Raw genomic sequence first — 22,314 nt, 5'->3', positions numbered from 1 at the left:
TCTTCCCTATTAACGCATTGTAAGGCAGGCACTATGGCAGTCGATTTTCAGCAGCTGGCAGTGGAAGGCGTTCGTGGCCTGATGCCCTATCAGCCGGGTAAACCTATTGATGAACTGGCGCGCGAGCTCGGCCTGAAAGAAGCCGACATTGTTAAGCTCGCCAGTAACGAAAACCCAATGGGCCCAAGCCCGAAAGCGCTGGCGGCCATTCAGGCGGAACTGGCGGATCTGACCCGTTACCCCGATGGTGCCGGTTTTGAGCTGAAAAAAGCCCTGTGCAATAAACTGAGCAACGATGCTTATCAGGTTGCGCCAGAGCAGATTACTCTGGGTAACGGCTCCAGCGATATTCTCGATTTCATTACCCGTGTCTTTGTGAATGACGACGATGAGATCGTGGTGTCACAGCACGCCTTTGCCATTTATGAGCTGGTCGCGCGCATGGTCGGTGCCCGTACTCTGGCGGCACCGGCGAAAGATTTCGGCCACGACCTCGACGCCATGCTGGCGCTGATCGGCGATAAAACCCGCATCGTATTTATTACCAATCCGAATAACCCGACCGGCACCTGGCTGGCAAAAGACGAGCTGACCGCCTTCCTCGATAAGGTGCCGGAGCGCGTGCTGGTGCTGCTCGACGAAGCCTATTTTGAATACGTTGATGAAGCCGAATACCCCGATGGTATTCAGCTGCTGAGCCGTTATCCGAATCTGGTTGTTACCCGTACCTTCTCCAAGGCCTATGGTCTGGCGTCTCTGCGCGTGGGGTATGGCATTTCCAGTCCGCAGATTGCCGATTTGCTCAACCGTGTACGTCCGCCGTTTAACGTTGATTCGTTTGCGCTGGCTGCCGCAGCGGCGGCGTTGTCCGATGACGATTATGTGGCACAGAGTGTGGCGGCGAATAAGGCCGGTATGCAGCAGCTGACCGCAGCGTTTGATGTGCTGGGTCTGAGTTATATTCCATCGGTTGGTAACTTTATTGCCTTCCGTGTGCCGGAGGGTATGGGCGCGATGGATGTGTACAACCAACTGCTGGCAAAAGGGGTGATTGTGCGCCCGGTGGCTAACTACGAGATGCCGCAATATCTGCGCGTTTCTATTGGAACCCAGGCCGAAAATGCCACCTTTATCAATGCTTTGACCGCGGTGTTGTCTTGAGCAGAAAAGCGACGTTGTTTATTCCCCGGGTTGCCGTTATTGGCCTCGGTCTGATCGGCTGTTCCTGGGTGAAAGGCTTGCGCGTGCGCGGCTGTGTCGGTCAGGTTGCCGGTTTCGACCGCAATCTGGATTCGATGCAGCAGGCGCTGGATGTCGGCCTGATTGATGAATTCAGCAGCGATATCACCGAGGTGGTGCGCGCCGCGGATCTGGTGATTATTTCGGTGCCGATTCTGGCCGTGCGTCAGGTGCTGCAGGATATTGCAGCGGCCATCGGTGACGCTACTGTGCTGACCGACGTTGGCTCGGTGAAAGGCTCGGTGGCCGGTGATGTTGAAGCCGTGTTTGGCGCTGATTTCGGTCGCTTTGTGCTGGGCCATCCGATTGCAGGCTCCGAGCGCAGCGGGGTGAGCGCCGCCGATGAACATCTGTATGTTCGCCATAAAGTCATTATCACTCCGCAACCGCATACCGATCAGGCGGCTTTGCGTCTGGTGCGTGCCGCCTGGCAGGCGGTGGGCGCGGATGTTGAGGATATGGCGGTCAGTCATCACGATGAAGTGCTGGCGGCGACCAGTCATCTGCCGCATCTGCTGGCCTATTCGCTGGTCGATACCCTGGCCAACAGCCACGAAAACAAAGAAATCTTTAACTATGCCGCCGGCGGCTTTCGCGATTTTACCCGCATCGCTGCCAGCAGCCCGGTGATGTGGCGTGATATTTTTTCCGCCAATAAAGAGCAGATTCTGAAAACGCTGGACCTGTTTCAGCACGATCTGAATTTTTTACGCAGCGCGATCGAGCAGGAAGACACCACCACGGTGATGGGGGTGCTGACCCGTGCTAAAGTGGCGCGCGACCATTTTTCTAAAATACTCGCCCGCAGGGCCTACGTTGAACCTATGAAAACCGCATCTGTTACCTATATCGCATCACCTGCCGGTTCGCTGAGCGGCAGTTTCCGTGTTCCCGGAGATAAATCCATTTCCCACCGTTCCATCATGCTGGGCTCGCTGGCGGAAGGCACGACCGAAGTCAGTGGCTTCCTTGAAGGGGAAGACAGCCTGGCAACGCTGCAGGCATTCCGTGATATGGGCGTGGTGATCGAAGGTCCGCACCGTGGCCGGGTAACCATTCATGGTGTTGGTCTGCACGGTCTGCAGCCTCCACCGAATGCGCTGTATCTGGGTAATTCAGGTACCTCAATGCGTCTGCTTGCAGGCTTAATGGCCGGTCAGAATTTTGATGTGGAAATGAGTGGCGATGAGTCGCTGTCCAAGCGTCCGATGGGCCGTGTAGCTGATCCACTGAAGCTGATGGGTGCAGTGGTGGAAACCGCCGAAGCCGGTCGTCCGCCAATCAAAGTATTCGGTGCCGGTAAACTGAAAGGCATTCACTACGATCTGCCGATGGCCAGTGCCCAGGTAAAAAGCTGTGTGCTGCTGGCCGGTCTGTACGCTGAAGGCGAAACCTCGGTGACTGAGCCTGCGCCAACCCGCGATCATACCGAGCGTATGCTGAAAGGCTTTGGTTATGACGTAAAGGTTGATGGCAGCACGGTAACGCTGCAGTCCGGCGGCAAACTGACCGCAACCAGCATTGACGTGCCGGCGGATATCTCATCGGCAGCCTTCTTTATGGTCGCCGCGAGCATTGCCGAAGGTTCCGATATCACGCTTGAGCACGTGGGCATTAACCCGACCCGTATCGGTGTAATCAATATTCTGCGCGCCATGGGCGGCAATATTGAGGTGCTGAACGAGCGCGAAGTGGGCGGTGAGCCGGTGGCGGATATCCGTATCCGCAGCGCACAGTTAAAAGGTATTCATATTCCGGAAGATCAGGTGCCGCTGGCCATCGATGAATTCCCGGCGCTGTTTATTGCCGCCGCCTGTGCCGAAGGTGAAACCGTTCTTACCGGTGCAGAAGAATTGCGGGTAAAAGAAAGTGACCGTATTCAGGCCATGGTCGATGGTCTGATTACTTTGGGTGTGGATGCCAAAGGCACCGAAGACGGCGCAATCATTCAGGGTATGGGAGCAATCGGCCGTTTTGGTGGTGGCGAAATTGTTACTCATCACGATCACCGTATCGCCATGAGTTTTGCCATTGCTTCCTTGCGTGCCGCCGAGCCGATCATCGTTCTTGACTGCGCCAACGTAGCAACCTCATTCCCGGATTTCGTCGGCCTGGCCAATAATGCCGGTCTGCAACTGGATATGATCAGCAAGCCTGCTGCCGAATAAAGGAGTTTTGATGAACCTGTCCGCCGCCCCTGTAATTACAATCGATGGCCCGTCCGGTGCCGGTAAAGGCACCGTGTGTGCCCGTCTGGCGCAGGTGCTGAACTGGCAGTTGCTCGACAGCGGTGCGCTGTACCGTATTACCGGTCTGGCCGCGAGCCGCAAAGGTCTGGAACTGGATGATGAAGCGGCGGTTGCTGCGGTCGCCGGTAGTCTGGATGTGCGTTTTGAACCGACCCCTGTCGGCGTGCGGGTTATCCTGGAAGGGGATGACGTAACCGATTCAATCCGCACCGAAGAAGTCGGCAGTCTGGCTTCCCAGGTGGCGGCGTTACCGGCGGTGCGGGATGCATTACTGCAGCGCCAGCGTGATTTCCGCACCGCACCGGGTGTTATTGCCGACGGCCGCGATATGGGCACGGTGGTTTTCCCGGATGCACCGGTCAAGGTATTCCTCACCGCCAGTGCCGAAGAACGTGGTCAGCGCCGTTACAAGCAGTTGCTTGAAAAGGGATTTAGTGCTAGTTTACCCGCCCTTATCGAAGACATCCGAGCTCGCGATGAGCGTGACAGCAACCGTTCTGTCGCCCCATTGAAGCCCGCGCAAGATGCTGTACTGATCGACAGCACCTCAATGAGCATTGAGGAAGTATGCGATCAGGTAATGAATCTTGTCCGTACTACTGGACTGATCTGAGATGAAACCGGTGCGTTAGCCGGCTCTGTCCCCGCGGCGGGAAAATGAGAAAACGCACAGGTTTTTATGTTTGACTAACCCCGAATGTCTGGCCATTTGGTACGCGTTGTCTTCCATTAATTACCCCACGGAAGCGCGCCTTAACGAGATAGGTACATACTCATGAGCATGAGCGAAAGCTTTGCAGAATTATTTGAAGAATCCCTTAAAGAACTGGACATGCAGCCAGGTTCCATCGTTACCGGTACTGTTGTCGATATCGACAGCGATTGGGTTACCGTTAACTCTGGCCTGAAATCTGAAGCTGTTATCCCACGCAGCCAGTTCCTGAATGAAAAAGGCGAGCTGGAAGTTGCTATCGGCGACACCACTCAGGTATCCCTGGAAGCCGTTGAAGATGGTTTCGGTGAAACCCGCCTGTCTCGTGAAAAAGCGAAACGCGCAGAAAGCTGGATTGAGCTGGAAAAAGCCTTCGAAGCTGACGAAATGGTTATGGGTATCATCAATGGTAAAGTCAAAGGTGGCTTCACTGTTGATCTGAAGAACATCCGTGCCTTCCTGCCAGGTTCTCTGGTTGACGTACGTCCGGTACGCGACACTCTGCACCTGGAAGGCAAGGAGCTGGAATTCAAAGTTATCAAGCTGGATGCCAAGCGTAACAACGTAGTTGTATCCCGTCGTGCCGTTCTGGAAGCTGCTAACAGCCAGGAACGCGAAGAACTGCTGGCTAACCTGCAGGAAGGTCAGTCTGTTAAAGGTATCGTTAAGAACCTGACCGACTACGGTGCTTTCGTAGATCTGGGCGGTGTTGACGGCCTGCTGCACATCACTGACATGGCGTGGAAGCGCATCAAGCACCCAAGCGAAATCGTTGCTGTTGGCGATGAAATCGACGTTAAAGTGCTGAAGTTCGACCGTGAGCGCAACCGCGTTTCTCTGGGTCTGAAGCAGCTGGGTGATGATCCATGGGTGAACATCAACGAGCGTTACCCAGAGCACGCCCGTGTTAAAGCACGCGTAACTAACCTGACTGACTACGGCTGTTTCGCCGAGCTGGAAGAGGGTGTTGAAGGTCTGGTTCACGTATCCGAAATGGATTGGACCAACAAAAACATCCACCCAAGCAAAGTGGTTCAGGTTGGCGACGAAATCGAAGTTATGGTTCTGGACATCGACGAAGAGCGTCGTCGTATCTCCCTGGGTATCAAGCAGTGCACCATGAACCCATGGGAAGAGTTCGGTACCAAGTTCAATAAAGGCGACAAGATCTCCGGTAAGATCAAGTCCATCACTGACTTCGGTATCTTTATCGGTCTGGATGGCGGCATCGACGGTCTGGTTCACCTGTCTGACATTTCCTGGAACGACAGCGGCGAAGAAGCCGTTCGTAACTACAAGAAAGGCGACGAACTGGAAACTGTGATCCTGTCTATCGACCCTGAGCGTGAGCGTATCTCTCTGGGCGTTAAGCAACTGGAAAGCGATCCGTTCTCTGAGTACGTTGCTGAAAACGACAAAGGCACTCTGATCACCGGTAAAGTGATCTCTGTAGATGCTAAAGCCGCTATCGTTGAAATCGCTCCTGGCGTTGAAGGCACTCTGAAAGCCTCTGACATCAGCCGCGACAAGGTAGAAGATGCCCGTAACGTGCTGAACGAAGGTGACGCTGTTGAAGCTGTGATCACTGCCGTTGACCGTAAGAACCGCGCTATCAGCCTGTCTGTTAAAGCAAAAGACAGTGCAGAAGACAAAGCGGCTCTGAAAGAACAGCGTGCTAAGGCTGATGCCGAAATGACTGGTCCTACCACTATCGGTGACCTGATCAAAGAGCAGCTGAACCAGAAAGACTAAGTCTTGCTGAATTAAGCTGATCTGAAAAAACCCGCTGCGGCGGGTTTTTTTATGGGCACCGTCCGTGGCGCCGCACCCTGCGGGCCATCGCTACGCGATGTTGATCAGCGCTCCCGGCGCTGATGTTATGCCTGCCATACATGGCCGCCACCCCGGGCCATCGCTACGCAATGTTGATCAACGCTCCCGGCGCTGCCATCCATGGCTGTCACCTTACGGGCCGTACTGCGTACGTTAAGCGTTGTTCCCGATCAATCGGGGCCTGTGCCTGGCTGCTTTGACGTTGTTTGTTACAGATTTTGGTCAGGATCAGCGGAAAGTTGTTGTACAAACAATCAACACTTGCAAAAGGGTTGAGCTAACTGCATGATTTGGCTAGGTTTATTGCCATGCTTCGTTCTCAAGGAGGGAAAAGACATGACAAAATCTGAACTGATAGAAAAAATCGTCAGCCGCCAGCCACAGTTGTCATCGAAAGATGTCGAGCTTGCGGTTAAGACCTTGCTGGATCATATGTCGCAAACGCTGTCATCAGGTGAGCGCATTGAGATTCGTGGTTTCGGCAGTTTTTCGCTGCATTACCGTGCGCCGCGTATGGGGCGTAATCCCAAAACCGGTGAGACCGTCGATCTCAAGGGTAAGTTTGTTCCTCACTTCAAGCCCGGCAAAGAGCTGCGTGACCAGGTGAATGACAGCCCGGAAGACGAGTAAATGTCCCGGCATATGGAGTCGATGCTATGAAAACGCTGAAAGTAGGCCTGAGTGTTGTACTTTTTGTTGTCGTACTGGCCTATACGCTGGCGTTTGCTGCACAAAACAGCCTGCTGGTAGAGTTAAACTTTCTGCTGGGAGCGCCCGTTACTTTACCGGTATCCCTGTGGTTGGGGCTTGTGCTGCTATTAGGAACAATTGCAGGACTTGTCAGTGGTGTGGTGATTAATGCCCGTCAGAAGCTGCAGTTACGACAGTTACGAAAAGAGCTTGCTGACACAAAACAACGCCTGAATAAACTGCCGTAGGCACCTATGATGGATTCTGCACTGGTTTATGTGCTGCTGCTGCTGGGTGTTGCCATCGGCTGGACCCTGGGTTATCGCTTTGCCCGCCAGGTTAAAAAAGATTCTCCCCCTGACTGGATTCCCAGTGTCGAGTTTTTGCTTGCAGAAGCCAATGATGCTTCGCTTGAGCGGCTTTTAAATATTCCTCAGCTTGATGATGATGCTATCGACCTGTTTCTTAAGCTTGGCCGCTCGTTACGTGAGAAAGGAGAGGTTGACCGGTCAATTCATCTGCATCAGGCGCTCTTCGCCCGTACCGATCTTGCGCGTAATACGCAGATGTTGCTCGAACTGGAGCTGGCTATTGATTACTCCTATGCCGGCTTGCTGGATCGGGCTGAGCGGTTGTTTGTTGAATTGCTGGGTGCGCGTGGCCGTGTGCAGGAGCAGGCGTCGCGTTATCTGGTTGAACTGTATGAAGAAGAGGGTGAATGGCAGCGGATTTTTGATCTTTATCGGGACAAAAAACTGGCAGGCAACGCCTCGCTGGATAAACGTATTGCCCATGCTGTGTGCGAGCTGGCAGAAGATGCGTCTGCCCGTGGCGACTTTCTCGAAACTCAGCAGTTGTGTCGTCAGGCGCTTAAAATAGACAATCGCTGTGCGCGTGCATTTGTTGTTCAGGGTGATATGGCTTATGGCCAGAAAGAACCGCGGGAAGCAATTCGCTGTTATTTAAAGGCTGTTGATGTGGATAGTCAGGCAATTGTTACTGTGCTGGAAAGAATGGTTGAGTCTTTCCGCCAGGTTGATGATGGTTCTGGCTTGGTTGCTCATCTGGCAAGGCAGTGGCAGGCAACACAGTATGTACCAGCTTTGGTCGCCCGGGCTGAGTGTGATGTGGAAGTGCAGGGCATCAGCCGGGCAATGACGACATTGCTCTCGGAGTTGGCGGAGCAACCATCGAATCTGGGTTTTTTTGCCCTGGTTGAATTGGTTGTGCGTCACAGGCAGCAGCTCGACAAGTCGCAGTTGCTGGTTGTGTATGATATTCTGCGCCGCATTGTTGAAAACGAGCCTAAGTTCGTTTGTAAAAATTGTGGTTTTAAGGCCAAGGAATTTCACTGGCGCTGTCCTAGTTGTAAGGATTGGTCGACCATTAATTCTTTTGTGCCGCAGTTGCCAAAAGCGAAGCTCGATTTATGAATAAGCAATCTTTTTCTGCTGAAAATACAGGCTCTTCCTGTACTGTCAGTTCTCCTGTTGTGGTTGCGCTGGATTATCCCGATCAGAAGCAGGCTTTGGCTATGGCAGGCCTGCTGGATCCTGCCCAGTGCCGGGTTAAGGTTGGTAAAGAACTCTTTACTGCAGCGGGCCCGGCGGTTGTTGAATCGCTTCACGGCCTCGGTTTTGACGTGTTTCTTGATCTCAAATTTCACGACATTCCCAACACCTGCGCAAAAGCCGTCGGTGCTGCTGCTGAACTCGGTGTATGGATGGTGAATGTTCATGCTTCCGGTGGCCGGCGTATGATGGAAGCCGCCCGCAATGAGATTGAAAAAAAATCGCATAAACCTCTGCTGATTGGCGTTACCGTGCTGACGTCGATGGAGCGTGCAGACCTGGCTGATATCGGGTTGGATATCGATCCCCAGGTTCAGGTCGAACGACTGGCAAAATTAACGGAGCAATCCGGACTCGATGGTGTTGTCTGTTCTGCGCAGGAGGTTGCTATTATCCGCACAGCCTGTGGTTCGGAATTCCTGACGGTCACGCCAGGTATTCGTCCAGAGGGGACGGAGCAGGGCGATCAGCGCCGGGTGTTGACGCCGCGCCAGGCGCAACTTGCCGGGGTTAACTATATGGTTATCGGTCGGCCAATTACCCAGGCTGCGGATCCTGCTCTGGCTTGTGAGCAGATACTGGCAGGTCTTGGCTGAGGCTTCTTGAACAACATGGATGTATCAACACAATGGTATGTTGTTCTGACCAAGCCCCGTCAGGAACAGCGTGCACTGGAGCATCTTGAGCAGCAAGGTGCCTGTGCTTTTCTGCCTCTTTTCCAGCGTGAGCATATTACCAAGGGTAAACGCACACTTCGCGCTGAGCCTTTGTTTCCCGGGTATCTCTTTTTACAATCTGGCCCTGCTGATCCGTTGTTGAGTAAGATCCGCTCCACGCTTGGCGCGCGGGGCTTATTGTATTTCGGCACACAGCCAGCGGTTGTCAGCACTTTACTGGTTAATGACTTGCAGCGACGCAGTCTTTGCAACGAAAATGACGCCCTGTATAAAGAGGGCCAAAAAGTCACGCTGCAGAGCGGGCCTTTTAAGCATTATGAAGCCATCTTTCAGGAATATGATGGTGCAGAGAGAGCCGTTATTTTACTTTCTCTGCTGGGGCAGCAGAGCGAATTGCTTGTGGAATTGAGCGAACTGCTGCAGGCCTGAAAAATTGGCCGAATGAAAATTAAGAGCAATGATGCGATATCAGGGACTATTCGCGAATAACCCTCGGGCGGCAGCGTGTCTGAATGCTGGCGGGATAAGCTTTTCCTGCTGATCCGGCACGCTGAATCGTCTGGCACTATTTATTTAAACCAGGAGTGGGTTATCCCGATTTATTATGACAAAGGTCACTAAAGCTGTAATCCCCGTTGCTGGTCTTGGCACCCGCATGCTCCCTGCCAGCAAAGCCATTCCCAAAGAAATGCTGACACTGGCTGATAAGCCGCTGATTCAATATGTCGTTAATGAATGTGCATCAGCGGGTATTACTGAGATTGTCCTGGTAACACACTCTTCAAAGAATGCGATTGAAAACCACTTTGATACCTCCTTTGAACTGGAATCGGCACTGGAAGCCCGGGTTAAGCGCCAGTTGCTGGACGAAGTCCGTTCTATTACTCCGAAAGGGGTAACCATTATGCATATTCGCCAGGGACAGGCTAAAGGCCTTGGCCATGCCGTACTCTGTGCCAAGCCACTGGTTGGCGATGCTCCATTTGCTGTGGTGTTACCAGACGTGCTGATTGATGACGCCAGTGCCGATCTGGAGCAGGAAAATCTCGCCGCCATGATCCGCGAGTACGAAACAACCGGCGCCAGCCAGATTCTGGTAGAAGCGGTTGCTCAGCAGGACGTGGACAAATACGGCATCGTGGATATTTCAGGGGCCGAACTCAAACCCGGTGAAAGCGCCCCGATTTCAACCATTGTTGAAAAACCAGCAATTAAAGAAGCGCCATCCAATCTTGCTGTTGTTGGCCGTTATGTATTACCAGCTAGTATATGGGAAATTCTTGAGCACACAGCTCCTGGTGCCGGGGATGAAATCCAGCTGACCGATGCGATTTTTACCCTGATGAAGCAGGATGTTGTTAATGCGTTCTACATGACCGGTAAATCCCATGATTGTGGCGGCAAGCTGGGCTATATGAAAGCCTTTGTTGAATACAGCATGCGTCATGAAACAGAAGGCAAGGCCTTCAGTGAGTGGATTAAAAGCCTGTAATCTGTCGCAAAAAAATTACAGAAAGCCTGCACCAGCAAGCAAATAAATATACGAATAATTAGCACCACCCACGGTAGGCGCGACATCTTTGTCGCAATCAGCGGGTGTTAAGCAAGGAACCAATATGAAAATCGCCATCGCCGGTACTGGTTACGTCGGTCTTTCCAATGCCATGTTACTGGCACAACACAACGAAGTGGTTGCAGTTGATATTATTGCCGAAAAAGTCGAGTTGCTTAACAACAAGCAATCTCCCATAGTCGATGCTGAGATCGAAGATTTTCTGCAGAACAAACAACTCAACTTCCGTGCAACACTGAACAAAGAAGAAGCCTACGCAGGTGCTGAGTTCGTAATTATTGCTACGCCAACCGATTACGACCCGCAAACCAACTACTTCAACACCAAAAGCGTTGAATCGGTTATTAAAGATGTTATGGCGATCAACCCTGCTGCGATAATGGTGATTAAGTCCACCATCCCTGTAGGTTATACCAAGCGACTGAAAGAAGAGTTTGGCTGTGACAACCTGATTTTCTCGCCGGAATTCCTGCGTGAAGGAAAAGCTCTGTACGATAACCTGTACCCGTCACGGATTATTGTTGGTGAGCAAAGCAAGCGCGCAGAAACCTTTGCAGGCTTGCTGAAGCAAGGAGCGGTTAAGCAGGATATTCCGGTATTGTTTACCGACAGTACCGAAGCCGAAGCAGTAAAACTGTTCTCCAACACTTACCTGGCATTACGGGTTGCTTACTTCAACGAGCTCGACACCTATGCCGAAACCCATGGCCTGGATGCCAAACAGATTATTCAGGGGGTAGGACTCGACCCGCGTATTGGCAACCACTACAACAACCCATCCTTTGGATACGGTGGTTACTGCCTGCCGAAAGATACCAAACAGCTGCTGGCCAACTTTGATGATGTACCCAATAACATTATCCGTGCCATTGTAGACTCCAATACCACCCGTAAAGACTTTGTTGCCGACTCGATTCTGCGCCGTAATCCGAAAGTGGTTGGCATTTATCGTCTGGTCATGAAAACCGGCTCGGACAACTTCCGTGCCTCGGCCATTCAGGGCGTAATGAAGCGTATTAAAGCCAAGGGTATCGAAGTGGTGGTGTACGAGCCGGTACTGGAAGAAGAAGAATTCTTCCACTCGCGGGTGATCAATAACCTTGAAGAATTTAAAAAGACTGCAGATGTGATTGTCGCCAACCGGCCATCCGCCGAGCTGGAAGATGTAGCAAGCAAAGTCTACACCCGTGATTTGTTTGGTAGTGATTAAAGCAGGTACGGCTCATCGCTACGATGACGTAAATTGCGTAGGAGCGACATTTTTGTCGCGATAATTTGTAAGGGCTACCCTCTCAGATACTCAGTATTGGCGGGTCCTAAAACTCATAAATAAACATTTCAGCAAGGAATCCTGAATGCTGTCACACGAAAACGCCAAAATCGCCATCATCGGCTTAGGGTATGTTGGCCTGCCACTGGCCGTAGAATTCGGTAAGCACCGTGAAGTGCTGGGATTTGATATTAATCAGGCCCGCATAGCAGAACTCCAAGCAGGTAAAGATTCAACCTTAGAAATCGAGCCAGAAAACCTGGCAGCAGCCAAACAACTCAGTTACAGCTGCAACATCGAAGATTTAAAAAGCTGTACCATCTTCATTGTTACCGTACCAACCCCGGTAGACCAGGTGAATCGCCCGGATTTAACACCGTTACAGAAAGCCAGCCACACTGTAGGTATGGCGCTGAAGAAAGGCGACATTGTTATTTATGAATCCACCGTATATCCCGGTGCGACAGAAGAAGTCTGTGTGCCTGTACTGGAAAAAATCTCTGGTCTGAAGTTTAACGTCGATTTCTTTGCCGGTTACAGCCCGGAGCGTATTAACCCGGGTGATAAGGTAAACACTCTGACCAAAATAAAAAAAATCACCAGCGGCAGCACTTCAGAAATTGCTACCGTGGTCGATAGCTTATACGCCAGTATCATTACCGCCGGTACCCATAAGGCTGCCAACATTAAAGTAGCCGAGGCTGCCAAAGTAATTGAAAACACCCAGCGCGATCTCAACATCGCCTTGGTAAACGAGCTGTCCGTTATTTTTGATCGTATTGGTATTGATACAGTGGATGTTCTGGAAGCTGCAGGCAGTAAGTGGAATTTCTTGCCTTTCCGTCCGGGCTTGGTTGGTGGTCACTGCATTGGTGTAGATCCTTACTACTTAACGCACAAAGCGGAAGAAGTAGGTTATCACCCGCAGGTTATTCTTGCTGGGCGTCGTATTAATGACAATATGGCCCGCTACGTTGCTCGTAATACAATTAAGCACATGTTGAAAAACGGCATTGACGTACCCCGTGCGAAGGTGGGCGTTTTGGGTATTACCTTCAAAGAAAACTGCCCGGATATCCGCAACAGCAAAGTAGCTGATTTAATTAAAGAATTTCAAGCGTGGGGGGCTGAAGTAATAGTGGCAGACCCATGGGCCGATGCTGAAGAAGTTAGACACGAATACGGTGTAGAGCTAGGTACTATTGACGAAAATAATCCGGTAGACAGCCTGGTGGTGGCGGTTGGCCACCATGAGTTCCGTGAGTTAACCTCAGAACAGCTGCGTAGTTTTGTTCGCACCGACAAACCAGTACTGGCTGATGTGAAAAGCCTGTACAAGCGTGATGATGTAGCCGCTGCTGGCTTCACCGTATTCCGCCTGTAATTTCGGATAGTAAAAATATGAAAAAATTTGCCCTTATTGGTGCCGCAGGTTATATCGCACCACGCCATCTTAAAGCGATTAAAGAAACCGGTAACGATCTGGTTGTAGCTATGGATATTAACGATTCAGTTGGAATTATGGATAGCCACTTCCCAGAAGCTGAATTCTTTACTGAATTTGAACAGTTTTCAGGCTTTGTAGAAGATCTGAAGCAGAAAGGTGAAAAACTGGATTATGTAGCCGTTTGTTCACCAAACTATCTGCACCTACCACACATGAAGTTTGCCCTGCAAAATGGTATTGACGTTATTTGTGAAAAACCGCTGGTACTGCATACCGAAGATCTGGATACCTTGAAGCGCTACGAGCAGCAATACGAGGCCAAAGTAAACTCCATTCTTCAGTTGCGCCTGCATCCGTCTATTATTGCCCTGCGCGACAAGGTAGCGGCAGCTCCTGCTGATAAAGTCTTTGATGTAAACCTTACCTATTTAACCTCGCGGGGTAAGTGGTACTTAAAAAGCTGGAAAGGCTTTGACGAAAAGTCTGGTGGTGTGGCCACTAACATTGGTGTGCACTTTTACGACATGTTGCATTTCATCTTCGGTAAAATTTTGCATAACGAAGTGCATTACCGCGATGAAAAAACATCCTGCGGGTTCCTGCGCTACGAGCGTGCTAATGTGCGCTGGTTCTTGTCGATTGATGCCAACCACCTGCCCGATAATGCCGTTCAGGGTGAAAAACTTACCTACCGTAGCATTGATATTGAAGGGGAAGAGCTGGAGTTCTCTGGCGGCTTTACCGACCTGCACACCCAAAGCTACCAGCGTATTCTGGCCGGCCAGGGCTATGGCGTAGAAGACAACCGTGCTGCCATTGAAACTGTGGCGAAAATGCGTAATGCCCCAATCGTAAACAACCCTGCCAATGCCCACCCATTGTTGGCGAAGGTAAAAGGCGCACAAGCATGAGCTACTACAAACATGAAAGCGCCATCGTAGACGATGGTGCCCAAATTGGTGAAGGCAGCCGTGTATGGCACTTCGTGCATGTGTGCGGCGGCGCAAAAATTGGCAAAGGCGTATCGCTGGGCCAAAACGTATTTGTCGGCAACAAAGTAACCATTGGCGACCACTGCAAAGTTCAGAACAACGTATCGGTATACGATAACGTGCACCTGGAAGAGGGGGTATTCTGTGGCCCCAGCATGGTGTTCACCAATGTATATAACCCACGCTCACTCATCGAACGCAAAGACCAATACCGCGACACACTGGTAAAAAAAGGCGCCACCCTCGGCGCCAACTGCACCATTGTATGCGGCGTTACCATTGGCGAATACGCCTTTGTTGGAGCGGGTGCCGTTGTTAACAAAGACGTACCCGCTTATGCCCTAATGGTAGGCGTGCCTGCCAAGCAAAAAGGCTGGATGAGTGAATTCGGCGAACAGTTGGATTTACCATTACATGGTAACGCGGAAGTAACTTGTCCGCACACTGGCGCAAAATACACGCTCAACGGCACCCAACTAACAAAAGTTGAAATGTAGAAGCGACATTACTGGCGCGATAGTGATTTTTACATCCGCGGTCTTCTTGCCGCGATTGAACACTGTAGGAGCGACATTATTGTCGCGATCATAATCTTGTATGTGCGGCATTACTGCCGCAATAACCACTTTCTGTAGGAGCGACATTTCTGTCGCGATAATAATCATGCAGTTCATCGACCTTGCCGCTCAACAAGCCCGCATAAAAGATAAGATCAACGCTAATATTCAAAAAGTGCTGGCCCACGGCCAATACATCCTCGGCCCCGAAGTGACCGAGCTGGAAGAAAGACTTGCCGCTTTCACTGGTGCTAAACACTGCATTACAGTTGCGAACGGCACTGACGCTCTGCAAATTGCCCAAATGGCTTTTGGTATTGGCCCTGGCGATGAGGTAATTACCCCCGGATTTACCTACATAGCCACTGCAGAAACGGTCGCCCTGCTGGGCGCGAAACCCGTGTATGTAGACGTTTGCCCTAAAACTTACAACCTTGACCCAACCAAGCTAGAAGCGGCCATTACTACAAAAACCAAAGCCATTATCCCAGTAAGCCTGTACGGCCAGTGTGCCGACTTCGATGCCATCAACGCTATTGCAAACAAACACGGTATTCCCGTAATCGAAGACGCAGCCCAAAGCTTTGGTGCAAGCTACAAAGGCAAAAGATCCGGTAATTTAAGCACGGTGGCCTGTACAAGCTTCTTTCCTAGCAAGCCTCTGGGATGCTATGGCGATGGTGGTGCTCTCTTCACTAATGATGACGAGCTGTCTGTTGTGCTGCGTCAGATCGCTCGCCACGGGCAGAATCGACGCTATCACCATATCCGTGTAGGGGTAAACAGCCGTTTAGATACATTGCAAGCCGCCATTTTGTTACCGAAACTGGAAATACTGTCGGAAGAAATCAAGCTGCGTAATAAAATAGCGCAAGCTTACACACAACAGTTAAACGCAGCCGGCATAACCACGACTCCGTATATCGCAGAACATAACATTAGTGCATGGGCGCAATACACAATTCGAGTTAAAAACCGCGAACATATACAAAAGAGGCTAAACGAGCAGGGCATACCTACCGCTGTGCATTACCCCATTCCACTTAACAAACAACCGGCTGTAGCGAATGTCGAGGCATTATTACCAGTAGGCGACGAGGTGGCTGATCAGGTAATGAGTCTGCCTATGTACCCGTACATGAAAAGCATTGATGTTGATCGGATAGTAAAGGGCTTCTTAGTTAATATTTAGGATCTTGTATTTTAGTATTTCTTATAATATACAATATTGTTATTTATGGGTTTATGTATTCTATGGTGATCTGATTGTTTAAACGTTCATTGGTTGGCTTCTATTTTTTATTTCTTTTCTCTTTGTTGATATTTATTGTTAATAATGGGAGTCAGCAGGCTTATATTTCGTACTCTTTTAAAATTATACTAATTCTGTTGTCGGTCGCCTGTGTGTCATTTCTTATTATAAGGTCAATATTCCTTCCTATAGATAGATCTATATTGGTTGTGCTCCTGAGCTTTTCGTTGTACTCGATTTTATATTGTATTCTTTCTTTTAATGGCTTGAATGTTTTTACAGGGTTGCAAAGAGGTTTTCAGGTAGTTTCAGTTTTATCGGTTTTTTATGTTTTTTACTTCTTGGGAAGGAAAGTAAATGATGATTATTTTCCTTATGTAATTTTGTTGCTAAAGTTCCTGTTCATTTTTTACTTCTGTATTTCTTTAGTTTTTGCGCAGTATTCAAATTTTGATGGGGGGCTTCTTAATCCGAATGGATTCGGTCTTTGGGTGGGGTTGTTTGGTTTGGTTCTTCTGCAAGGATGGAAAGACGAAGGCTGTATTCAAAAAATTTTACTTCCTGTGTTAACCATTTATTTGATCTATATTAGCTCGTCTAGAACGGCGCTTGCTGCATATTTTCTGTGTTTCATAGTGTTTCTATTGCCTGTTAGAGTTTTGAGAAATAAGTTTGTCAGTTATTCGATGCTTGTGATTGTTTTATTTTCTTCATTTGTTCTGTTGTATCTTTATGTTAATATCGATTCTACGTCGTCAGATGTTGTAGCGATTAATGAGTTGGTCAGAAATTATTCCGGTAAAAATCTACTTTCTGGTAGAAATGAAATTTGGCCGTTGTTAATGGAGTATGCATTTTATAAGCCACTTTTGGGTTGGGGGGCAGGGATGCAGGTTTATGATATTGTCGGTGTTAATCTTTCAGCGCACAATTTTTATATTCAAACTTTTATTCAAGTTGGTTTTGTCGGTATATTTTTCCTTCTGTTGATTATTTTTTCTATTTTTAATTCAATTCTAAAAATTCAGAATGTTCTGGGTTTTAAAGGTTCTCTGTCTGTGTTTCTTTATATTTTGCTGGTTCAGAACTTTGAAGTTACGCTGTTGCAAAATAATTTGGCACTAAGTTATCCTGCTTGGGCATTTATTGGTTTTATGATTGGATTTGATAGGTGTAGGGTATGAATCCTTATTTCAAATTTGAGTTTCTATTTTATGCTATTCCAGTTGCATTTGCAGGGATTCATTTCTTCGAGTTTTCTAGCTACTACGCTAGAGTTGCAGGTTTGAGGACCTCGTCTATTCTTTTGGGGTATTCATATCAGCAGATGTGTTTTGTTGTGACAAGGTTTTTCTATATAGGGTTGATGCCTTTGTTGGGGATTGTTGTTGATAGTAATATTCGTCTGGATTTGTACAAAGAGCTTGTTCACTTAAGTCTTTTAAGTGCGGGTTTTTTTTATGCTGTCGCGTATTTTTTTAGAGGTGGTATTGTCAAGTTTTTTGAGCGGCGCCTTGGTGCTCCTGTTGTCTTTGATACGGCATACAGGAAATTTTCTTTTTGTGGTTTTCTTAATAATAAGAAAATAGTCTTTTTGTCATGTGTCGTATTTTGTGTATATTCAATAGGTGTGTTCGCCTCATTTTATTATGCTCTGCAATTTTATGAATATAGGGTTACTATTAGTCAGTTATCAGGTGTTATTAATGGTTTTGCTACAGTTTTGTTGACATTTATAGTGGAGCCTGCCTTAGCAAGGCGAATTGACACTAAAGATCAAGATTCGATAAATACAATATATTATATTATGATAGGGAGATTTATCGGTGTTGCTATTGTTTCTCACTTTGTATTTCTGTTTATTTGAGTTTTTATGCGTATTGTCCTATTGTCTGGTGCCAGTTCTATCCACACCGTCCGCTGGGCTAATGGCTTTGCCGAAGCTGGCCATGAAGTTCATGTCATCTCTCAACATCCGGTCGTTGACCCTTTCAGCTCAGCAGTAAAGCTACATCTATTTCGCAATCGTGGTGTCTTGGGTTACTTCACCATGGTCCCAGCAGTACGTAAGCTGCTACGTGAAATTAACCCTGATATTGTTAATGCCCATTATGCCAGTGGCTATGGCACCACGGCTCGGCTAGTCGGTTATCGCCCGTGGGTGCTGTCAGTTTGGGGGAGTGACGTCTATGACTTCCCGCATAAATCATCCTTACACAAATGGCTGGTCAAGAAAAACCTACGGGGTGCAGACCGGGTTGCTTCTACCAGTTATTGTATGGCTGATGAAACCCGAACCTTAACTCCAGAACTTACTGATATCGCTATCACGCCCTTTGGTGTTGAACTTAGTGCTTATGGGGACATCAAGCCAGTGTCGGCTGAGCAAAAGCCTAAATTGGTGATTGGTACAGTTAAGACTATGAAGCCTACATATGGTGTGGATACACTGATTGAAGCCTATGCATTATTGCGGAACTCGTTAAAGACCAAGCCAAAATTAGATACGCCAGAACTAGAACTGCGATTGGTAGGCGGTGGAGATCAAACAACTGAGTTGCAGGCACTGAGTCAGCGTTTAGGAGTTGCTGATAGTGTCAATTTTGTTGGCCGTGTTTCGCATAATGAAGTTCCTAAGGAGCTGGCAAGGCTCGATATCTACGTTGCATTAAGTCGTATTGAAAGCTTTGGTGTAGCTATTATTGAAGCCGGTGCGGCAGGTCGCCCGGTGGTTGTATCTGATGCGGGTGGCCTTCCAGAAGTAACCATTAATGGTGAAACGGGTTTTGTGGTCCCTAGGGAAAACCCCCAGGCGGCTGCGGCCGCTTTAGAAGAGCTAGTGTTGGATGCTGTTCTGCGCCACCGTATGGGTTTTGCAGGCCAGAAGCATGTAGCTAAAAATTATTCATGGGATGCTTGTGTCCAGAAAATGTTGAAGATTTATGAAAATCTCATTGTGTAGATTTTTGATATATGTAGTTTGGAAATAAATAATATGAATTTTTCTAACGTGTTAGTGCTTGCTCCTCATACTGATGATGGAGAGTTGGGTGCCGGTGGTTTTATCTCAAAACTAATTGAGCAGGGGGCTAAAGTAACCTATGTGGCTTTTTCTACTGCTGAAGAATCAGTTCCAGACCATTTGCCTAGAGATATTCTGAAGACTGAAGTTCGTAGTGCGACCGGTAAGCTTGGTATGTCTGAAAATAATTTAGTTATTTTAAATTATCAGGTTCGTAAATTAAATTATGCTCGTCAGGAGATTTTAGAGGATTTAGTTAGAATTCGTAAGAGTAGTAATTTTGACTTGGTGTTGATGCCTTCGCTTAAGGATATTCACCAGGATCATACTACCATTGCTCAGGAAGGGCTTCGTGCTTTTAAAGGGACTACGATTTTAGGTTATGAATTGATCTGGAATAACCTAAGCTTTGATACTACATCTTTTATTAAGCTTGAGTCTAGACATATTGAGGCGAAGTATTCCGCATTGCAGTGCTACACTTCTCAGTCTGGTCGAGATTACATGAGTAGAGACTTTATTTTTGCTCTGGCAAAAACCCGTGGTGTTCAAATCGGTGCGGAGTATGCCGAAAGTTTTGAGGTGGTGAGATGGGTTATAAATTAAATGCACCGATAATGCTTTCCGTTCTTGCTGCCAAGTTGGAGTGTGAATGGAAGGGGGTGGATATTAAAATTGAAGGTGTATCGTCATTTAATACTGCACTTGAGTCTGATTTAACCTTTTTAAAGCAGGCTGCACAAGGTGCCGCTGGGATTGCACTTATCACAAGAATCTCGGATTCATCACTGGATATTGAATTTTCAGGTGTTTTGTTTTCAGATAATCCTCGGTTGACGTTTATCAAAGCTCTCAATTTTTTAGTGAGTGAGATAGGGTTTTCAACATGGGATTCACCTTCTGTTATTCATCCTACAGCTAAAATCGGCCAAAACGTAGTTGTTGAAGATGGTTGTTTTGTCGGTGCTAACACAATTATTGAGCATAATGTTGTGTTACATGCTGGTACACGTATTGGAGAAAATAGCCGGATACGTTCTTGCTCATCTATCGGAGGTGATGGTTTTGGGTTTGAACGTTTACAGGATGGTACGCCGTTGAGATTTCCTCATCTTGGTGGTGTTGTGATTGGTGATGATGTAGAGATAGGTTCATGCACAGCAGTTGCTCGCGGAACTTTATCGGATACAGTTATTGAAGATAATGTAAAAATTGATAATCTTGTTCATATTGCGCACAATTGTTTAGTAAGAAATGGTGCTTTTGTTATCGCTTGTGCTGAGATAAGTGGTGGTGTTGAAGTTGGTCGAAATTCTTGGATTGCACCGAATAGCTGTACTCATCAAAAAATTGTAATTGGTGATGATTCAATTGTGGGTCTTGGGGCGGTTGTTACAAAGGATGTTTCTGCTAAATCCGTTTATGCAGGTAATCCCGCTAAGAAAATAAGAGATTTGTAATGGCAGATTATCTTTTCATTAATCAATATGCTTCTACTCCAGTAGAGGGATTTGGTGGGCGTTACTATTATTTTTCTAAGGTGCTGCAAGAGCATGGTGAGAAAGTACTTTTAGTAACCAGTTCAAATCACCATTTATTGAGGCAAAAACCTGTATTCAATGGTTTGTGGCATTTTTCGAATTATGATGGTCTAGATGTTCTTTGGCTAAAAACCCTGCCTTACACTCGAGCAAACAGCCCAATACGTGTGATTAATTGGTTTTTGTTTGCTTTGTATATGCCTTTTCTGCGCTTGTTGAAGGCTCGACCTAAGCAAATTCACTTTTCATCGCCTTCACCGATTCCTTTTTTAGGTGTTTGCTTGCTTTCTAAGTTGTTTAAATCTAAAACCGTCTTTGATGTTCGAGATGTTTGGCCCGAAACACTGATTGAGATAGGCGGTATATCGCGTAGAAATTTATTTGTTCGCTTTCTTGGTTGGGTGGAGTCGTTTAGCTATAGAAATGCTGATGTTGTGACTTCTAATCTTGCTAATTTGGAGGTTCGTTTTAATGAACTTGGCTTGAATGTTGATAATTTTCTGTGGATCTCAAATGGTGTCGATATTAAGGGTGTAGAGTTTAGTCTGACAAATTCAAATATTAAACTTCCAATTCAATGTAATAATAAAAAAGTTATTGGTTATACTGGGACTCTGGGGGAAGCTAACTCTATTATTACATTACTTCAGGTTGCACGTTTGTTTATAGATAAGCCTGAGTATGTATTTTTAATTGTGGGTAGTGGAAAGGAACAGAGTTCACTGATTTCATATTGCGAAGATAACAATATCACTAATGTTATTTTCATGGATGCTGTTACCAAGGCAGATGTTTATAAAGTCCAGTCTATGATGGATGTTTTGTGTGTGGGTGCTAAGCCCTCGCCGTTGTATCGTTATGGTGTTTCTCCTAATAAACTATACGAGTATATTTATTCTGGTGTGCCTGTTCTTTACTATATCGATACTGTTGGGTATCACCCGGTCAGGGATGCAGGGTGTGGTGAGCAAGTTACGTCGAGTGACTTGCAAGAATTTTATAGAGCAATTATAAAACTAACTTCACTAAGCACCGAAGAGTATAGTCTTATGAAGAAAAACGCACAAAAATATATTATTGAAAATCATCTTTATGATAATTTAGCTTTAAAACTTGTTGATAAAGTAGATAAATATGTTAAGAGTGTTTGATTTTACCCTTGCTCTATTGGGACTGTTATTTGGCTCTCCGGTATTATTCGTTATTTATGTTCTGGGAATGTTTGATACTGGCTCGCCATTGTTTAAACAGGAACGGGTTGGGCGTTATAAAAAGCCCTTTACGCTGGTGAAGTTCAGGACTATGGCCGTTGATACTGCGTCGGTAGCCAGTCATCTTGCATCTACAGCATCTATTACCCGCATGGGTGGTTTTTTACGTAAAACCAAGCTGGATGAGCTGCCACAACTTTGGAATGTGCTGAAAGGTGAAATGAGTCTGGTTGGCCCGCGCCCGAACTTGTTTAATCAGGATGAATTAATTGCCGAACGTGATGCGCTGGGTGTGTATGCAGTCCGGCCGGGTATTACCGGATTGGCGCAGGTAAATGAGATTGATATGTCTACGCCGAAGTTGTTGGCAGAGACCGATGCAAAGATGATTGCAGAAATGTCTGTTGCCAACTACTTTCGCTATATTCTTCAGACAGTTACCGGTAAAGGTTCTGGTGACAGAGTGAAAGGATAATTC

Annotated in this window: 22 protein-coding genes; all 22 read left to right on the top strand. The window is 47.7% G+C overall.

Going from position 1 to position 22,314, the window contains the following annotated elements:
• Positions 1–33 precede the first annotated feature (33 nt).
• The 22 genes from hisC (at position 34) to HUF18_RS00975 (ending at position 22,311) form a co-directional block, all read left to right on the top strand.
• Positions 34–1,161 (top strand): histidinol-phosphate transaminase, encoded by a 1,128-nt coding sequence (gene hisC / locus HUF18_RS01080; protein WP_225690833.1) that lies wholly within the window; start codon positions 34–36, stop codon positions 1,159–1,161.
• Positions 1,158–3,407 carry a bifunctional prephenate dehydrogenase/3-phosphoshikimate 1-carboxyvinyltransferase gene (locus tag HUF18_RS01075; protein WP_225690831.1) on the top strand — a complete coding sequence of 750 codons (2,250 nt, stop codon included), beginning with the start codon at positions 1,158–1,160 and terminating at the stop codon, positions 3,405–3,407. The genes hisC and HUF18_RS01075 overlap by 4 nt, the downstream gene beginning before the upstream one ends.
• Before the next feature lie 10 nt (positions 3,408–3,417).
• Positions 3,418–4,101, top strand: a complete 684-nt coding sequence (gene cmk / locus HUF18_RS01070) for a (d)CMP kinase (RefSeq protein WP_225690829.1) — start codon at positions 3,418–3,420, stop codon at positions 4,099–4,101.
• A gap of 168 nt (positions 4,102–4,269) precedes the next feature.
• Positions 4,270–5,952: a 30S ribosomal protein S1 gene (gene rpsA, locus HUF18_RS01065; RefSeq protein ID WP_145470562.1), complete on the top strand. Its 1,683-nt coding sequence runs from the start codon at positions 4,270–4,272 to the stop codon at positions 5,950–5,952.
• Positions 5,953–6,369: 417 nt separating this feature from the next.
• The gene (gene ihfB, locus HUF18_RS01060) at positions 6,370–6,663 is read left to right on the top strand and encodes an integration host factor subunit beta (RefSeq protein WP_145470233.1); all 294 of its coding nucleotides are present in this window, start codon (positions 6,370–6,372) and stop codon (positions 6,661–6,663) included.
• A 26-nt stretch (positions 6,664–6,689) separates the two neighbouring features.
• Complete coding sequence (locus HUF18_RS01055) at positions 6,690–6,971, top strand: lipopolysaccharide assembly protein LapA domain-containing protein (protein ID WP_225690827.1); 282 nt, start codon at positions 6,690–6,692, stop codon at positions 6,969–6,971.
• Between the two features lie 6 nt (positions 6,972–6,977).
• Positions 6,978–8,156 carry a hypothetical protein gene (locus HUF18_RS01050; RefSeq protein WP_225690825.1) on the top strand — a complete coding sequence of 393 codons (1,179 nt, stop codon included), beginning with the start codon at positions 6,978–6,980 and terminating at the stop codon, positions 8,154–8,156.
• Positions 8,153–8,890 carry an orotidine-5'-phosphate decarboxylase gene (pyrF, locus tag HUF18_RS01045; protein WP_225690823.1) on the top strand — a complete coding sequence of 246 codons (738 nt, stop codon included), beginning with the start codon at positions 8,153–8,155 and terminating at the stop codon, positions 8,888–8,890. Before HUF18_RS01050 ends, pyrF begins: the two co-directional genes overlap by 4 nt.
• A gap of 15 nt (positions 8,891–8,905) precedes the next feature.
• On the top strand, positions 8,906–9,400 hold the full coding sequence (gene rfaH / locus HUF18_RS01040) for a transcription/translation regulatory transformer protein RfaH (protein WP_225690967.1): 495 nt from the start codon (positions 8,906–8,908) through the stop codon (positions 9,398–9,400).
• 175 nt (positions 9,401–9,575) lie between these two features.
• A complete protein-coding gene (gene galU, locus HUF18_RS01035; protein ID WP_225690821.1) occupies positions 9,576–10,463 on the top strand; it encodes a UTP--glucose-1-phosphate uridylyltransferase GalU in 888 nt (295 codons plus the stop codon).
• 124 nt (positions 10,464–10,587) lie between these two features.
• Positions 10,588–11,754: a nucleotide sugar dehydrogenase gene (locus HUF18_RS01030; RefSeq protein WP_225690819.1), complete on the top strand. Its 1,167-nt coding sequence runs from the start codon at positions 10,588–10,590 to the stop codon at positions 11,752–11,754.
• A gap of 145 nt (positions 11,755–11,899) precedes the next feature.
• Positions 11,900–13,198, top strand: a complete 1,299-nt coding sequence (gene tviB / locus HUF18_RS01025; RefSeq protein WP_225690818.1) for a Vi polysaccharide biosynthesis UDP-N-acetylglucosamine C-6 dehydrogenase TviB — start codon at positions 11,900–11,902, stop codon at positions 13,196–13,198.
• A 17-nt stretch (positions 13,199–13,215) separates the two neighbouring features.
• Positions 13,216–14,172: a Gfo/Idh/MocA family oxidoreductase gene (locus HUF18_RS01020; RefSeq protein ID WP_225690817.1), complete on the top strand. Its 957-nt coding sequence runs from the start codon at positions 13,216–13,218 to the stop codon at positions 14,170–14,172.
• On the top strand, positions 14,169–14,750 hold the full coding sequence (wbpD, locus tag HUF18_RS01015) for an acyltransferase (protein WP_225690816.1): 582 nt from the start codon (positions 14,169–14,171) through the stop codon (positions 14,748–14,750). Before HUF18_RS01020 ends, wbpD begins: the two co-directional genes overlap by 4 nt.
• Before the next feature lie 166 nt (positions 14,751–14,916).
• Positions 14,917–16,002 (top strand): DegT/DnrJ/EryC1/StrS family aminotransferase, encoded by a 1,086-nt coding sequence (locus HUF18_RS01010; protein WP_255605516.1) that lies wholly within the window; start codon positions 14,917–14,919, stop codon positions 16,000–16,002.
• Positions 16,003–16,289: 287 nt separating this feature from the next.
• A complete protein-coding gene (locus HUF18_RS01005) occupies positions 16,290–17,246 on the top strand; it encodes an O-antigen ligase family protein (RefSeq protein ID WP_225690815.1) in 957 nt (318 codons plus the stop codon).
• The gene (locus tag HUF18_RS01000) at positions 17,243–17,929 is read left to right on the top strand and encodes a lipid II flippase family protein (protein WP_225690814.1); all 687 of its coding nucleotides are present in this window, start codon (positions 17,243–17,245) and stop codon (positions 17,927–17,929) included. Before HUF18_RS01005 ends, HUF18_RS01000 begins: the two co-directional genes overlap by 4 nt.
• Before the next feature lie 6 nt (positions 17,930–17,935).
• A complete protein-coding gene (locus HUF18_RS00995) occupies positions 17,936–19,024 on the top strand; it encodes a glycosyltransferase (RefSeq protein ID WP_225690813.1) in 1,089 nt (362 codons plus the stop codon).
• Between the two features lie 33 nt (positions 19,025–19,057).
• Positions 19,058–19,690, top strand: a complete 633-nt coding sequence (locus HUF18_RS00990) for a PIG-L deacetylase family protein (RefSeq protein WP_225690812.1) — start codon at positions 19,058–19,060, stop codon at positions 19,688–19,690.
• Complete coding sequence (locus tag HUF18_RS00985; protein WP_225690811.1) at positions 19,675–20,544, top strand: UDP-3-O-(3-hydroxymyristoyl)glucosamine N-acyltransferase; 870 nt, start codon at positions 19,675–19,677, stop codon at positions 20,542–20,544. The genes HUF18_RS00990 and HUF18_RS00985 overlap by 16 nt, the downstream gene beginning before the upstream one ends.
• Positions 20,544–21,776: a glycosyltransferase family 4 protein gene (locus HUF18_RS00980; RefSeq protein WP_225690810.1), complete on the top strand. Its 1,233-nt coding sequence runs from the start codon at positions 20,544–20,546 to the stop codon at positions 21,774–21,776. The genes HUF18_RS00985 and HUF18_RS00980 overlap by 1 nt, the downstream gene beginning before the upstream one ends.
• Positions 21,760–22,311 (top strand): sugar transferase, encoded by a 552-nt coding sequence (locus HUF18_RS00975; RefSeq protein WP_225690809.1) that lies wholly within the window; start codon positions 21,760–21,762, stop codon positions 22,309–22,311. Before HUF18_RS00980 ends, HUF18_RS00975 begins: the two co-directional genes overlap by 17 nt.
• Positions 22,312–22,314: the final 3 nt, after the last annotated feature.

Origin of the sequence: Thalassolituus sp. ST750PaO-4 (genome assembly GCF_020320405.1) — a bacterium.
GTDB lineage: Bacteria > Pseudomonadota > Gammaproteobacteria > Pseudomonadales > Oceanobacteraceae > Venatoribacter > Venatoribacter alkanivorans.
Note: the sequence above shows the minus strand (reverse complement) of the source record. Positions and strands in the feature narration are given on the sequence as shown.

What these genes read in the sequence shown, in the direction of transcription:
- hisC (WP_225690833.1), top strand. Translation starts at nt 34, where the DNA reads ATGGCAGTCGATTTTCAGCAGCTGGCAGTGGAAGGCGTTCGTGGCCTG.
- cmk (WP_225690829.1), top strand. Translation starts at nt 3,418, where the DNA reads ATGAACCTGTCCGCCGCCCCTGTAATTACAATCGATGGCCCGTCCGGT.
- rpsA (WP_145470562.1), top strand. Translation starts at nt 4,270, where the DNA reads ATGAGCGAAAGCTTTGCAGAATTATTTGAAGAATCCCTTAAAGAACTG.
- ihfB (WP_145470233.1), top strand. Translation starts at nt 6,370, where the DNA reads ATGACAAAATCTGAACTGATAGAAAAAATCGTCAGCCGCCAGCCACAG.
- HUF18_RS01055 (WP_225690827.1), top strand. Translation starts at nt 6,690, where the DNA reads ATGAAAACGCTGAAAGTAGGCCTGAGTGTTGTACTTTTTGTTGTCGTA.
- HUF18_RS01050 (WP_225690825.1), top strand. Translation starts at nt 6,978, where the DNA reads ATGATGGATTCTGCACTGGTTTATGTGCTGCTGCTGCTGGGTGTTGCC.
- pyrF (WP_225690823.1), top strand. Translation starts at nt 8,153, where the DNA reads ATGAATAAGCAATCTTTTTCTGCTGAAAATACAGGCTCTTCCTGTACT.
- rfaH (WP_225690967.1), top strand. Translation starts at nt 8,906, where the DNA reads ATGGATGTATCAACACAATGGTATGTTGTTCTGACCAAGCCCCGTCAG.
- galU (WP_225690821.1), top strand. Translation starts at nt 9,576, where the DNA reads ATGACAAAGGTCACTAAAGCTGTAATCCCCGTTGCTGGTCTTGGCACC.
- HUF18_RS01030 (WP_225690819.1), top strand. Translation starts at nt 10,588, where the DNA reads ATGAAAATCGCCATCGCCGGTACTGGTTACGTCGGTCTTTCCAATGCC.
- tviB (WP_225690818.1), top strand. Translation starts at nt 11,900, where the DNA reads ATGCTGTCACACGAAAACGCCAAAATCGCCATCATCGGCTTAGGGTAT.
- HUF18_RS01020 (WP_225690817.1), top strand. Translation starts at nt 13,216, where the DNA reads ATGAAAAAATTTGCCCTTATTGGTGCCGCAGGTTATATCGCACCACGC.
- wbpD (WP_225690816.1), top strand. Translation starts at nt 14,169, where the DNA reads ATGAGCTACTACAAACATGAAAGCGCCATCGTAGACGATGGTGCCCAA.
- HUF18_RS01010 (WP_255605516.1), top strand. Translation starts at nt 14,917, where the DNA reads ATGCAGTTCATCGACCTTGCCGCTCAACAAGCCCGCATAAAAGATAAG.
- HUF18_RS01000 (WP_225690814.1), top strand. Translation starts at nt 17,243, where the DNA reads ATGAATCCTTATTTCAAATTTGAGTTTCTATTTTATGCTATTCCAGTT.
- HUF18_RS00995 (WP_225690813.1), top strand. Translation starts at nt 17,936, where the DNA reads ATGCGTATTGTCCTATTGTCTGGTGCCAGTTCTATCCACACCGTCCGC.
- HUF18_RS00990 (WP_225690812.1), top strand. Translation starts at nt 19,058, where the DNA reads ATGAATTTTTCTAACGTGTTAGTGCTTGCTCCTCATACTGATGATGGA.
- HUF18_RS00985 (WP_225690811.1), top strand. Translation starts at nt 19,675, where the DNA reads ATGGGTTATAAATTAAATGCACCGATAATGCTTTCCGTTCTTGCTGCC.
- HUF18_RS00980 (WP_225690810.1), top strand. Translation starts at nt 20,544, where the DNA reads ATGGCAGATTATCTTTTCATTAATCAATATGCTTCTACTCCAGTAGAG.
- HUF18_RS00975 (WP_225690809.1), top strand. Translation starts at nt 21,760, where the DNA reads ATGTTAAGAGTGTTTGATTTTACCCTTGCTCTATTGGGACTGTTATTT.